This is a genomic window from Streptomyces sp. NPDC127177 (genome assembly GCF_042672475.1).
Taxonomy (GTDB): domain Bacteria; phylum Actinomycetota; class Actinomycetes; order Streptomycetales; family Streptomycetaceae; genus Streptomyces.
This window is the reverse complement of record NZ_JBHXUW010000108.1, coordinates 1-12,035: the sequence shown is the minus strand read 5'-3', so window position 1 is coordinate 12,035 and position 12,035 is coordinate 1. Positions and strand designations below refer to the sequence as shown.

12 protein-coding genes are annotated in these 12,035 nt (G+C 68.2%); 9 read left to right on the top strand and 3 right to left on the bottom strand.

The window, feature by feature from the left end:
- Positions 1 to 67: 67 nt before the first annotated feature.
- Positions 68 to 1,330, bottom strand: a complete 1,263-nt coding sequence (locus ACFVJX_RS35475) for a phosphatase PAP2 family protein (RefSeq protein ID WP_384126656.1) — start codon at positions 1,328 to 1,330, stop codon at positions 68 to 70.
- A 407-nt stretch (positions 1,331 to 1,737) separates the two neighbouring features.
- On the opposite strand from ACFVJX_RS35475, the gene ACFVJX_RS35470 reads away from it, so the two are divergent.
- Complete coding sequence (locus ACFVJX_RS35470; RefSeq protein WP_384126643.1) at positions 1,738 to 2,553, top strand: barstar family protein; 816 nt, start codon at positions 1,738 to 1,740, stop codon at positions 2,551 to 2,553.
- A 178-nt stretch (positions 2,554 to 2,731) separates the two neighbouring features.
- On the opposite strand, the gene ACFVJX_RS35465 is transcribed toward ACFVJX_RS35470, so the two are convergent.
- The gene (locus ACFVJX_RS35465; protein ID WP_384126642.1) at positions 2,732 to 3,817 is read right to left on the bottom strand and encodes a hypothetical protein; all 1,086 of its coding nucleotides are present in this window, start codon (positions 3,815 to 3,817) and stop codon (positions 2,732 to 2,734) included.
- A 99-nt stretch (positions 3,818 to 3,916) separates the two neighbouring features.
- On the opposite strand from ACFVJX_RS35465, the gene ACFVJX_RS35460 reads away from it, so the two are divergent.
- Positions 3,917 to 4,498, top strand: a complete 582-nt coding sequence (locus ACFVJX_RS35460) for a helix-turn-helix domain-containing protein (RefSeq protein WP_384126640.1) — start codon at positions 3,917 to 3,919, stop codon at positions 4,496 to 4,498.
- A gap of 74 nt (positions 4,499 to 4,572) precedes the next feature.
- Here the strand turns inward: ACFVJX_RS35460 and ACFVJX_RS35455 are convergent, their stop codons facing one another.
- A complete protein-coding gene (locus tag ACFVJX_RS35455) occupies positions 4,573 to 4,941 on the bottom strand; it encodes a VOC family protein (RefSeq protein WP_384126639.1) in 369 nt (122 codons plus the stop codon).
- 327 nt (positions 4,942 to 5,268) lie between these two features.
- On the opposite strand from ACFVJX_RS35455, the gene ACFVJX_RS35450 reads away from it, so the two are divergent.
- The 7 genes from ACFVJX_RS35450 to ACFVJX_RS35420 all read left to right on the top strand — a co-directional run bounded on the left by ACFVJX_RS35450 (position 5,269) and on the right by ACFVJX_RS35420 (position 11,850).
- Positions 5,269 to 5,736 (top strand): DUF5709 domain-containing protein, encoded by a 468-nt coding sequence (locus tag ACFVJX_RS35450; protein ID WP_384126638.1) that lies wholly within the window; start codon positions 5,269 to 5,271, stop codon positions 5,734 to 5,736.
- Between the two features lie 10 nt (positions 5,737 to 5,746).
- Entirely contained in the window at positions 5,747 to 6,145 is a 399-nt protein-coding gene (locus tag ACFVJX_RS35445; RefSeq protein WP_384126637.1) for a VOC family protein, read from the top strand.
- A 661-nt stretch (positions 6,146 to 6,806) separates the two neighbouring features.
- Positions 6,807 to 8,069 (top strand): acetyl-CoA carboxylase biotin carboxylase subunit family protein, encoded by a 1,263-nt coding sequence (locus ACFVJX_RS35440; RefSeq protein WP_384126635.1) that lies wholly within the window; start codon positions 6,807 to 6,809, stop codon positions 8,067 to 8,069.
- Positions 8,066 to 9,217, top strand: a complete 1,152-nt coding sequence (locus tag ACFVJX_RS35435) for an MFS transporter (protein WP_384126634.1) — start codon at positions 8,066 to 8,068, stop codon at positions 9,215 to 9,217. The genes ACFVJX_RS35440 and ACFVJX_RS35435 overlap by 4 nt, the downstream gene beginning before the upstream one ends.
- 92 nt (positions 9,218 to 9,309) lie before the next feature.
- On the top strand, positions 9,310 to 10,551 hold the full coding sequence (locus tag ACFVJX_RS35430) for a hypothetical protein (RefSeq protein ID WP_384126633.1): 1,242 nt from the start codon (positions 9,310 to 9,312) through the stop codon (positions 10,549 to 10,551).
- Positions 10,548 to 11,651 (top strand): class I SAM-dependent methyltransferase, encoded by a 1,104-nt coding sequence (locus tag ACFVJX_RS35425; protein ID WP_384126631.1) that lies wholly within the window; start codon positions 10,548 to 10,550, stop codon positions 11,649 to 11,651. Before ACFVJX_RS35430 ends, ACFVJX_RS35425 begins: the two co-directional genes overlap by 4 nt.
- A gap of 13 nt (positions 11,652 to 11,664) precedes the next feature.
- Positions 11,665 to 11,850, top strand: a complete 186-nt coding sequence (locus ACFVJX_RS35420; protein WP_384126629.1) for a DUF1737 domain-containing protein — start codon at positions 11,665 to 11,667, stop codon at positions 11,848 to 11,850.
- Positions 11,851 to 12,035: the final 185 nt, after the last annotated feature.

Below are 12,035 nucleotides of genomic sequence, written 5' to 3'. Positions count from 1 at the left end.
TGACACCGCGCCCCGGATACGAACCCTAACCGATTCGACGCCTGCGCGTTCCCGTATGCGACCTGTCTCAGACCGGTTCGGGGAGCGGCTCCGCCTGCAGGGCCGGTGCGGCCTTAGGTTCCCACCGCTCGGTGGTCCGTACGTAGAGGTGGATCACCGAAGCCATCGCCAGAATGAGCAGCGGTCCGAACAGCCACGGATGCCTGGCCATCTCCATCGGCAGATAGCGGTACGACACCAGCAGCGCGGTGAAGACGGCCGAACCGTAGGCGACCAGTTGCAGCCCCGACCGGTCCCAGCCACGTTCGAGTGAGCGCAGCCCCGCCTCGATCGTCAGCGTGAAGACCACGCCGGCGATGATGTCCGCGCCGTAGTGGTAGCCGAATCCGAGCGTCGCGCCGAGCGTGGCAAGCAGCCAGAACGCGCCGGCGAACCGCAGAATCCGCGGGCCCTTGCGGGAGTGGATGAAGATCGCGGTGGCCCATGCGGTGTGCAGGCTGGGCATGCAGTTGCGTGGGGTGATCTCGTCGAACGACATGTGGTGCGGGGCGGTGATCTGCGGCAGCGTGTTCGGCCACAGGTCCGTCACCGCCCAGTGGCCGCCGTCGGCACCGTAGGCGAAGATCGGTCCGACCACCGGGAAGATCACGTAGATGCCCGGCCCGAGAAGGCCGATGACCAGGAAAGTGCGCACCAGATGATGGCCGGGAAAGCGGCGCCGGGCGGCTACGTTACGCAGCTGGTACAGCGCGACGACGACTGCGGCCACAGCCAGTTGGGTGTAGACGTAGTCGAGGAAGCGGGCGCCGACCGGGCCGGTGCTCTCGACGAGCCTGCCCACCAGCCAGGACGGGTTGCCCAGTGCGTGGTCGGCGGTCGCAACGTACTGGTCGAGCACCGCGGGGCGGGTCTTCGACGTGATGAGCAGCCAGGTGTCGCCGGTCTTGCGTCCGGCGACCAGCAACAGGCCGAGCCCGACGCCCTTCAGGAGCAGGACGCGTTCCCGGCCGGTGCGGCGGGTGAGAGCGATGACTCCGTAGCCCAGAATGACCCACAACGCGCCGTTGCCGAAGGGGTGGCCTTCGGTCACCCTGGCGTCGGCCGCCCATCGCACCAGAAAAATGGTGACGTCGATGCCGATGGCGATCCCCGCCGCGATGAGCCGCTCCCGCCAGGTGAGCACCACCATCATCAACGCCATGCTGGCGTACAGGAGGAATCCCGACTGCGGGGCGAATATGACCTCTTGGGCCTGGGTGGTGATCGGCCCCGGCAGGCCGAAGTGACGCGCGGAAATCTCCAGCGCGACAAGAAATCCGAGGCCTACCACACCCACTGCGGCCCACAGTATCGCCCGTGATTGACGCCACGTGGCAGACGTGGTGACGCACTTTATTCGCGAAAACACCCGCGATGCTATAGGTATCAATTGTTTGGCCGATTTGTTAGACGTTGGTGGAATAAGTCACCCTTCGTGCCGAAAGCCTGTTTTCCGGCACGAAGACGGGCGATGACGGCGCTCGTCGTGAGTTCGAACATGCTATCGGAGCGCTGTGAGTGGGTTTGTGTGCTGGTCACGGGTGGTGCGGAGCTCACCCCCTCCTGGCGCGGCTCCCGGGTGCGGCAGGAGGGGCCGCTGTGGGTCAACACGCCGGGGAGCGAAGCCCGTTGGAGCTTCTCCGTCGACCGGGAGCCCGACGGAACGCCGATAGGATGTGGGGCGACGGGGGAGGCGCGGTGCAAACGGCGGGTCGGAGCGGTGAGGGGCGTGGGTACGCCCTGACCTCGGACGACGACGACGCCGACTTCTGGGGCTCTGTCCAGGAGACGGAGGGTTTGTTCACGCCGTTGCCGGAAGGTGAGGGGGTGCGCCGGGTGCGTCTCCTGGGCTGCCTCCCGCAGGGTGGCCTGCTGAAGGGTCTCGGCCGCATCGGCAGTCGTCGGGCCACGGTGGGGAACGCCTGGTTCGACGTCCTCGACGCAGACGCCGACCCGATGGGTTCGTACTTCGCCGGCGAGGTCACCGTAGTCGCCGGCGCGCCGTCCGCCCGTGGCGCCGGTCTCGTCGACATCACGGTGACGTTGCGGTGCGAGAGTGCCCTGCCCGGAGCGGAATCGTTCTGGGGCATCATCCGCGCCGGCCGGCTCGACCGCACTGGCATGTGGCACGGCCTCGCTCCAGCGGACAGGCGTGCCTGGCTCTCGGTGGCGCTGTTGTCACGGGCGTATCGCCGCCGGGGGAAACCGCATGCTCCGGCAGGACACGTGTTCGCCCTGGACGGCCGGCAGGTTGTGGACATCGACAGCTTCTACTGCGCGATGGGCGAAGCTGTCAACGGGCCCGGCGGGTACTTCGGCTGGAACCTCGATGCTCTGGACGACTGTCTGCGTGGAAGTTGGGGCGCCACTGCCCCCTTCACCCTGATCTGGAGCGACTCGGAAACGGCCAGGAAAGGGTTGGGGGAGCGTGTCTCCGGTGACGGCGGGACCTCGCTGTTCGAACTGCTGCTTCAGATACTCGAAGAACGTGGTGTGGACGTCCTGCTCCGGTGACGGCCGGTCGGCCCTTCCTCGCCCGCCTGGCCTCACTTCGATGAGGGGCGCCGCCACCTGGCGGGGCCAGAGGTGAGGTACGTGCGACCGGCGGGATCCGTTCGGCTGTGAACGTGCGAACCGGACGGTGGTCAACCGCCCCGTGGAGTTCTCGATCGAGGATCGCCCCGTGGAGTCCTCAGTCGAGGATGAACTCGGCCCCGGCCGCGGTGGCGAGGCCGGGCCCGAACACGGCTGCCGGTGTGTAGGCGCCGGGCCCGGCCTCATCCCGTGCCAGTCGCAGGGCGGTCTCGGCGGCGACGTCGGCCGTGTAGTCCATGCCGTCGCCTGCGCGCAGCCAGCCTTCCCGGCTGGTGCCGTCCGCCCAGGTGATGACGGCGTGCCCCCAGGAGTGCCGCCGGGGCCTGGGGGCGGCCTCGGCCTTCGTCCCGGCCATCTGGCGGACGGCGAGCCGACGCAGGGGCGGGACGGAAAGGAGCACTCCGAGTACGGGCAGGGCGGCCCGCGCGGCGAACGAGGACGGGGCCAGCGCCGAGGTGACGGTGACCGAGGGTGCCCCGCTCGCCCGCTGCGCTGCCACGAGCTCGCCCGACGGGACACCGGCGGACTTCACGGTCTCCCCGTCGGGCAGGGTGAAGTCGTGCGGGTCCGCGCCGAGCCGTGTCTTCACCAGCCGGCCGTCCCGGTACTGGCGTCCGCCGGTGGTCAGTACGTCGACGACGCTGGCGGCGAAGGCGGCGCCCATGACGCCGGCCTCGGTCGCCACCGAGGCGAGGGCATCGACGCGCACCTCGCGCGGGGCCGGCCTGTCCTCGCACAGTTTCACCACGACGGCCTCGGTCGCCAGGACGCCGAATCCCGCGCCGGTCACGAGCGTGCTGCCGGATTCGGTCGCGTCGTGGTGCAGATCGAGCAGCCGGGGGATCGCGACCGAATCGGCGGCCATGTCCACGTAGTGGCCACCGGGCATGCACGCGCGGGCGATCAGCACGGCCGTAGCCGCGTAGTCGCCGATGGTGTTGACGACCACGGCCGGCCGCTCCCGCGCGATCTCGGCCGCGATGCCTTCCGCCGTGTCGGCGACAACGACTTTCACCTCGTCGCCCTGGCCGAGGGCCGCTCCGGCTTCGCGCAGACGCTCACCGTCGCGTCCGACCAGCACCGGGGTGACCCCCCGCGCCGTGAGACGCGCGGCGACGGCCCGGCCGATCCGGCCGGTGGCGCCCAGGATCCACACCTCGTCGGTCCGTGTGTTCGGTGTCATCGGGCTCGCTCCTCGATCGGTGATGTCTCACTGTGTCATCGCTCACCGCCCAGGCTAACACTGACGACACACCGAGACATCACTTGTTAGGGTCGGTCCATGGCGAGATGGGATCCCGGAACGGAAGAGCGGCTCACGAAGGCCGCGCTGGAGCTCTACGGGGAGCACGGATACGACAGCGTGACCGTGACGCAGATCGCCGAACGCGCCGGAATCACCCGGCGTTCGTACTTCCGCTACTTCCCCGACAAGCGTGAGGTCCTGTTCGCGGGTTCCGAACAGTTGCCCGTCGCCGTGGCCGAGGCGGTGCTCCGGGCCGACGCGAGCGCCTCCCCGCTGGCTGCGGCCCTCGACGGTCTCGCCCGGGTCGGATCCGGGCTCGTCGCGCTCGTCGATCACGCCGCGGAACGCCGCGCCGTGATCGACAGCAGCGCTGAACTCCAGGAACGTGAGCGGACGAAGCACGCCGCGGTCACCACGGCCATCGCCGACGCGCTCAAGCGGCGCGACGTGGAGCCCACCAGGGCGGGAATCGTGGCGCAGCTGGCCACGATCGCGTTCCAGAACGCGTTCGCCCGATGGATCGACACACAGGGGCGGGAGGACTTCCCGTCGTGCCTCCGGGCGGTCGCCGCCGTGCTCCGGGAGGCACTGGCGCCGGAAGGCGAAGGAGGGCACTGACGCGAGGCTCGCCGCACCCTGCTGTACACGTCGTGCGGTGAGTTGCGTGAGGTGCCGCCGGGTGGGTCGGTTCGTCAGGGGCGGATGAAGCAGAACGGGTGGCCGACCGGATCGGCGTACACGCGGAAGTCCCTCTTCCCGCCGTCGTCCGCCAGGTCGAGGGCCGTTGCCCCGAGGGCCAGCACGTCCCGCTCCCGGGCTTCCATGTCGTCGACATCGAGGTCGAGGTGGATCTGCTGCGAGTGCTCCGGGCTCGGCCACCTCGGGGCCACGAATCCGGGAGCCCGCTGGAACGAGAGCCGCAGTCCGTCCGTGAACAGGTCGACCCAGTCCGCGTCCGGATCGCCTCCGACCTCACCGCCCAGCAGTTGCGCGTAGAAGTCCGCCAACGCACGGGGGTCGGGGCAGTCCAGGACGATCGTACGAATCTTTGCCAGGGCCACGGTCGCTCCTCGAAGGACGATTCGCTGACATCTGATGCACGCCGATGCTCGGCACGCCGGTCCACCGGGGCGGTTGCCCGACAAACGGCTACGGAAACGGGGTCGCCCGCCCGGCAGTACCGAGGCCCGGTGGCCCGAATCCCAGGTTACGGCCGCCGGGCCGGCCCCGCAGTCGAGGGCGGCGCCGGGCGAAATCCGCCCGGACCCCGTGCGGCGCCGGGTACTCCGCACGTCCCGTTTCCGCGCATGCGGCGTGGCGGGTGCACCCTGGCAGTGCGGGGAGAACTGCGGGGAGAACCCTGCAGGCGTCAACGAGAGGAGCGGCCCATGTCCCAGGAAGAGCGCGGAGACGACGTGTACCAGCCGACCGACTCCGATGTGGACAACCGGCCGACGGATGATCTCGATCCGGAGAACGTCATCGGCGAACCGGATCTCGACGACATGCTGGACACGGGGTACTCGCCTCCCGAACGGCCACTGGGTGTGACGAAATACGGGACCACCCAGCGGGAGCAGGAGGCGGGGGAGTCCCTCGACCAGCGGCTCGGGCAGGAAGAGCCCGAGCGGGGCGCTCTCGCCGACCACGTGAGCGAAGCGACCGACGCACGGCCGGAGGACAACGGCCCGCAGGAGGACGAAGCCGGTGCCGAACGCGCCGGACGCATCGCCGAGGCGAACCAGCGTGACAGCGGAGACCCCCACAACAGGGTGCTTGGCCGTGACGTGGGCATCGACGGTGGTGCCGCGTCCGCGGAAGAGGCCGCCGTGCACATCCAGGAGGACGAGGAGTGAGGAGGGCCGGATGCTGCGAATCGGAACCCCGGTCATCGGTGTCGCCGACCTCCCCCGCGCCACGGCCTTCTGGACGGCGGCCCTGAACCTGGTTGCCTCTCAGGAGTGGCGGAGCGAGGAGTGGCGGACGCTCGACTTCGCCGACGGCTCCGGCCGGGCTCTCGGCCTGCAGCGCAGTACGTCCCCGGCCGAGCTGCAGCCACGTCTCCATCTGGACCTGTACACGGACACGACACAGGAGCAGGAGGCAGAGGTGCGACGGCTGGTCGGTCTCGGTGCGAAGGCCGTCGAATGGGACTTCTATCCGGCCGAACCCGATTTCGTCGTCCTGGCCGACCCCGAGGGCAATATCTTCTGCGTGGTGGACCTGAGCCGCGCACCCAGCGGTGTTACGAGGCCGGCGCACTGATTCCGCCAGGACGAACGCCGCGTCGGAGCACCCTGAAGCGATCGGTGGCGGACTGTGCGTCGGTGAATCCGCGATGGAGGGGAGGCTGTCGCAGAGGGTGTCCGGGGCCGGGCCGGCTTCGGCGGCCGGCGGGGCGTCGGCCGTCATACCGAAGAAACGGAAGCCGGGCCGGCGCCCGGCGCCGTTCCACGCGACGACACGTGCCGGCCCGAGCGGGATATCCCGGCGCAGGGGGGACCTTCCGGGGTGCCTTGATCGATAAAGCAGGTCGTCTGCATCGTGGAAGTCCGTTCCTCGTGTTTCCGGAATCCCACCCGGATGACAGGCCACTGACAAACAGGCGTCGGGTGACATCGATCAACACGCCGAAGTGAACGCGCCGCGGCGCAGCAGGCCATTGAGGACCGCCTGATTCGCGCCATGTTCCGAAAATGATCCCTTGCTGCGTTCGCGCTTGAAAGCTAAAATCTTGCGGCAGGAACGGGGGTTCGTGCAAGAATTCATTTTCATGCCGATAGAGATGAAGTTCAAGTAGCTGCATTCGTATTGCAGTGACGCCTCTCGGCCGTGAATGAACTCGCATTGTCTCGCCCGGTTCCCGGCGAAAAAACGAGAACAGAAATCACATCTCGGGGGAACCTTGGAAACTGAGAGTGCATCCATGAAGCCAGATGAATACGTGCTCCTGCTCGGGGCCGACCAGTACCTTCGCGAAAGAGCCTTCTCGGGAGCGAAACAGGCTGTCGACCTTCCCGTCTGGGCGGCCACGGAAGACGCCACGCGCAATCTGAACCGTACGTTCGACAACATGCTGTCGGCCGATCCCAAGGACTCGGCATCCCTCCTGAGGGCCATCCGCGCACACTCCGTCCGGGGCCGCCGTCCCAGGGCCGTGGTCCCGCTCAACGACTGGACCGTGGAATCGGCGAACACCGTGAACCGTGCCCTGGGACTCGGCGCTCTGGACGCCACGACGGTGACCAACGCCCGGAACAAGTACGCCATGAAACAGGCGTTTCTGGCCGCGGGCGTCCCGGCCCCTCGATGTCGACTGGTCGAGTCCGAGACGGAGTTACTCGAAGCGGTCGAGGACATCGGACTGCCCGTGGTCATCAAACCGTACGACTTCGGTGGCAGCGGCGGTGTCGTCCTGGCCGCCACGCGCGAGGAGGCGGTAGCCGGTCTCGCGGAGTCGAAGGCCGTCATCGCGCGGTACGCCGGGTCGTTCAACATCCTCGGGGACAAGTACCTGGTCGAGCAGTTCGTCGACTCGGACGACGAGGTGTCCATCGAGGTCCTCTGCGGGCCCGGTGGCCCCCAGGTCCTCGCCGTGACGGAGAAGTACCTGTCCCCCCGCCCGTGGTTCGCCGAGGTCGCGCACCTGGTGCCGAGCCATCGCACCGGTGACCCGGCCCTGACCGGCCTGGCCGTACAGGCCTGCACCGCGCTGGGCATCGACCGGGGACTCGCCCACGTGGAGATCAAGTTCGCCGCGGACGGGACCGCCTGGGTGATCGAGGTCGCCGCCAGGCCGGGCGGCGACGGGATCATGGACCAGGTCGAGCGGGCCTACTCGCTCAACCCCTACCGGCTGCACGTCGGCTCCTACCTCGGGCTGGACGTCCACGACGCCGTCACCGCCGCCGTGGCCAGCAGGACCTCGGCGATCGCCTTCCTCAAGGCCGCGCCCGGACGGATCCAGGACGTCCTGGACGGCAAGCCGCTGCCGCCCGAGGTGCGCAGCATCAACATCAGCGCCAAGCGCGGCGACCTCTCCCACGCCGCCAGTAACTGGAGCACCAGAGAAGGCCTCGTCGAACTCGAATGGGACGAGCTGTTCGGTGAGAAGACCTGGCTGCCGGTGACCATGGCGAAGGAACTGTCCGACCAGATCTTCGTGACCGGTGAGGCGGCCGGCGCGTGAGGCGGTACACACTCTGCTCCGGTCTCTACCGGTTCTTCAACGGCGTCGTGCTGCTGCTCGTGAACTGGCACATCGCCTCCGCGCACGGGGGAGGCTACGACGCACTCGCCGTCTCGACCGTGCTCTCCTTCGTACCCGCGGTCTTCGTCCCGCCGCTGATCCGCTTCAGCCCGGTCACCGGCGGGGCCAGGATGACCGCGGCCGGGCTCGGCGGGGTGTCCCTGACCCTGCTCCTGATCGCCGCCGGCTACGCCCATGTGCCGACTGTGATCGCCCTGAACTTCGTCCTGTGGATCTTCTTCTTCTTCCTGGAATCGACCTGGGAGGCATGGTTCAACGACGAGGCGTCGGGGCTCGACGGCCCCATGCTGCGCAAGCACAGTTCACGGACCATGACGGTCAATCAGGTCGCGCTCATGGCCGGCCCGCTGTTCGCCTCGTTGCTGACGCGTGTGATCCGGGCCGAATCGGTGCTGATCGTGTGCGCGGGCCTGTTCGCGGTCGTCGCCGTCATGAGCCTGCGCTCGCACCGCACCGCGGCCCCCGCGGAGCGGACGCGCCAGGAAGCCGGGCCGGAGGCCGTCGGCAGCCTCGGCGTCCTGTGCCTGGTCGCCTTCATGCTCGTCTGGCCCATCCTCGGGACGTTCAACCTGATGCTGCCGTTGCAGGCACTCGCCCACGGGAAAAGCATGCTCACCGTCGGCGTCCTGGACATGCTCCTCGGTATCGGGATGGCCGTCGCGGGAATTCTCCTGCACCGTCTGACGAAATCCGTCGAAGTGTCGTGGGTGCTGGTGGGATCAGCCGTCGCGGTGGCCGTGGCAATGGCCGTCTGGCTCGCCGCCCCGGCATTCGGAGCACCGCAGATGTTCGCCATCTTCGCCCTCGGATGCTCCTTCGGCTCCATGCGGGTGATCCTCCGCGCGGAGGCCGCATCGAATTTCTCGCCGAGGCAGGTCGGTTCGATCGTGGCGAACGCGAACGCCTGTTCTCTCGTGTTGCTGGCCGCGGTCCTGGCGGGCGGAAGGCTCTTCTCCTCCCACATCTGGCTGGCGCCCTTCGCACTGACACTGCTTCTCGTTCTCGCGTCCCACCGAATTCGCAAGGTCCAGAGCACGCCACTCACACCGGCCGAGGTTTCCGAATGACAGTAATCACCGATTCACGAGGCGTTCCGCATCTCGTCGAGCGGGCGTCCGAAACGGAGTTCGTCGAAAGCGCCATCGTCCAATTGGTATCCATGAGACTGGACCACGAACGATGTCGTCGGTCCGTCCGGTCCACGCCCCCGCCGGCGCTCCAGCTCATGCGCGCCGTCGACCTCCTGTGCTCCATGGAGCGTTCGGCCGTCATGGAGGCCGCCACGATCTGTGCCTCCCTCAGGGCGACCGAACCGACAGAGGTGCGCACCAGGGCCATGCTGTCCGCCATCGCTTCGTGGACCGACGGTGATCTGGGCGCCGCCAGGAACGCCTTCCAGGCCATCGTCGACAGGTATCCGGGCGACGCCGTATCGGTCTTCACCGTGCACATGCTGGATTTCTCCATCGGCGACGCACCGCACATGCTGACGTCGATCGAGGAGGCCGTCGGCGCCTTCGCCGACGACGACCCGGTCATCGGCTACCTGCACGGCCTCCACGCGTTCGCACTGGAGGAGAACGGTCTGACCGGGACGGCGATCGAACGCTGCCGGGCCGCACTGGAACTGAACCCCGACGACATCTACGCGATGCACGCGATGGTGCACTGCCTCTACGAGACGGGCCGGCACGAGGACGGGTCCCGTTACATCCGCGAGTACATGCGCGGCAGGGACGGCTCGACCCCCATGCGTATCCACATCTGGTGGCACTACGCGTTGTTCGAGCTGTACGCGGACAACATCAAGGAAGTACTGGCGTGCTACTGCATCGGAATCCGCAGGAAGACGTCACTGCAGTCGGCCGAGGACCTGGACGCCGTCACGCTGCTCTGGCGTCTCGCACTCATCAACCCCTCGCTCGACCTCTCCGCCTACTGGCGGTCGCTCTTCCAGGACTGGAAGCCCTACTCGGAGGAGAGCTGGTACCTCTTCAACGACTTCCACGCGTACCTCACCTACTGCCAGGTCGGGGAGTACGGCCGTGCCGACGCCCTCCTGGAAATCGTCCTGGCCCGGGGCAAGGAGGTGTCCGAGGAGATGGTCGACATCTTCCTCGGCTTCCGGTCCTTCACCACCGGTGACTACGCCGACGCCTCGGCCCGGCTGGCCAGGTCCTTCCACCGCTCGTCCCCGATGGGCGGCAGCAACGCCCAGCGCGACGTCATCGAACTCACCGGGATCGAGGCCGCCCTTCGCTCCCGGAACTACGAAGAGGCGCAGCGCCTTCGCGACACCGGCCGGATCTTCCGGCATCGGAGCCCCGTACTCCAGAAGTACGAAGCACGTCTCGCGGCTCTGCGTACGTCGGAGAACCACACACAGGGGGTACTGAAGTGAGCCTTTACCAGCAGATCCTCGACGGGGCCGCGCCCGACGGCATGCGGCTGACAGCGATCCGCCTCGCCGACCGGAACACCGTGTGGCAGCTCGACAGCTCAGCGGGCTTCGCCGCCAAGGTGACACAGGGGCGCGCGGCGGTCTTCGTGTGCGAGAAGGCCACAGCGCTGACCCTGGACGCGCTGAAGGAGTGTTGCGCGCCCTTCGGGGTCGGCGAAGCCGTGGAGTGCGACGACACGCAGTACCTCCTGGCGATCGGCCTGCTCGACGACACCGCGCTCATGGTCCTCGGCGCGGACGCGGACGTGACGGCGTCGCCCGTGGAGTTCTCGCCCACCAGCGACGACGTCCGGAGCATCGTCGGCACGATCGGCGACTACTACTACGGCTACGAGGACCGCTACCGGACGGTGTACGAGCACGGCGCCCACCTGTGGGAGTCCGCGGAACCGAACGCATCGCTCCTCCAGCTGATCCGGGAACGCCCGGACGTCTTCTCCGGCCGGATCATCGACCTCGGTTGCGGCGAGGGCCGCGACTCCCTGTACCTGTTGTCACAGGGGCACGATGTCGTCTCGGTGGACGTGTCGCACACGGCGCTGGCCCGGGCCCGGGAGCTGGCGGCCGCCTCCGGCCTCAAGGCTTCGGGGTTCGTGGAGCGCGACATCATCTACCTTCGGGGATTCGACGAGGACAGCTTCGACCTCGCCATGAACATGGGCTGCCTCCACATGCTCGTCGACGAGGAACAACGGGGACGCCACCTCTCCAGGGTCTTCGACATCCTGCGGCCGGGCGGACACTTCGTCGTGGACCACTGCGCGAGCGAGTGGGGGAAGGGCTTCTTCTCCGTGCCGGACTACGCGGAGGTCGCCGCCGACTTCGTTCCCGGCCGGGCGATCCCGAGGCGGATCCGGGTCGGGGACGGGGAGAAGAACATCGGCCTGGAGATCCTTCCGTTCTCGGAGCGGTCCGGCGACGCCCTCACCGAGGAGGTCGGCCGGCACGGCTTCATCCCGGTGAGCAGTACGCACACCAACACCGAGGCGTTCGGCTCGTCGACGATGCTGCTGTTCCGGAAGCCGGCACGTATGAGCTGAGATCCTTCCGCCCATGAGCACACCACCGGACGGACTGCCCGTCTACCGAGTCGTGACCGGCCCCGACGACGCCGCGTTCTGCCAACGCGTGAGCGAAGCGCTCGGCCTCGGCTACGAACTGCACGAAGGTCCCGTCGTCACCTTCGACGGGGAACACGTCATCGTCGCCCAGGCGCTGGTCTGGCGAGTGATGCCGTAGGAGGCCGCCTCGACAACGCGAGGCGGCCTCACCGCCCGCAGCACCGTGTCCTCGACGCTCCCGGGACCGTTGACTCAAGAGACCGGCCCGGGGGCCCCCCCCCCGGGGGGGGGGCGCCCCCTATTCCAGGGGTGGGGGGGGGGGGTGTTGTACATCAGGGGGCCCAAGCGCCCCCAGGTTTTGGG

What these genes read in the sequence shown, in the direction of transcription:
- ACFVJX_RS35465 (WP_384126642.1), bottom strand. Translation starts at nt 3,817, where the DNA reads ATGACACCGAACACACGGACCGACGAGGTGTGGATCCTGGGCGCCACC.
- ACFVJX_RS35460 (WP_384126640.1), top strand. Translation starts at nt 3,917, where the DNA reads ATGGCGAGATGGGATCCCGGAACGGAAGAGCGGCTCACGAAGGCCGCG.
- ACFVJX_RS35450 (WP_384126638.1), top strand. Translation starts at nt 5,269, where the DNA reads ATGTCCCAGGAAGAGCGCGGAGACGACGTGTACCAGCCGACCGACTCC.
- ACFVJX_RS35445 (WP_384126637.1), top strand. Translation starts at nt 5,747, where the DNA reads ATGCTGCGAATCGGAACCCCGGTCATCGGTGTCGCCGACCTCCCCCGC.
- ACFVJX_RS35440 (WP_384126635.1), top strand. Translation starts at nt 6,807, where the DNA reads ATGAAGCCAGATGAATACGTGCTCCTGCTCGGGGCCGACCAGTACCTT.
- ACFVJX_RS35430 (WP_384126633.1), top strand. Translation starts at nt 9,310, where the DNA reads ATGAGACTGGACCACGAACGATGTCGTCGGTCCGTCCGGTCCACGCCC.
- ACFVJX_RS35420 (WP_384126629.1), top strand. Translation starts at nt 11,665, where the DNA reads ATGAGCACACCACCGGACGGACTGCCCGTCTACCGAGTCGTGACCGGC.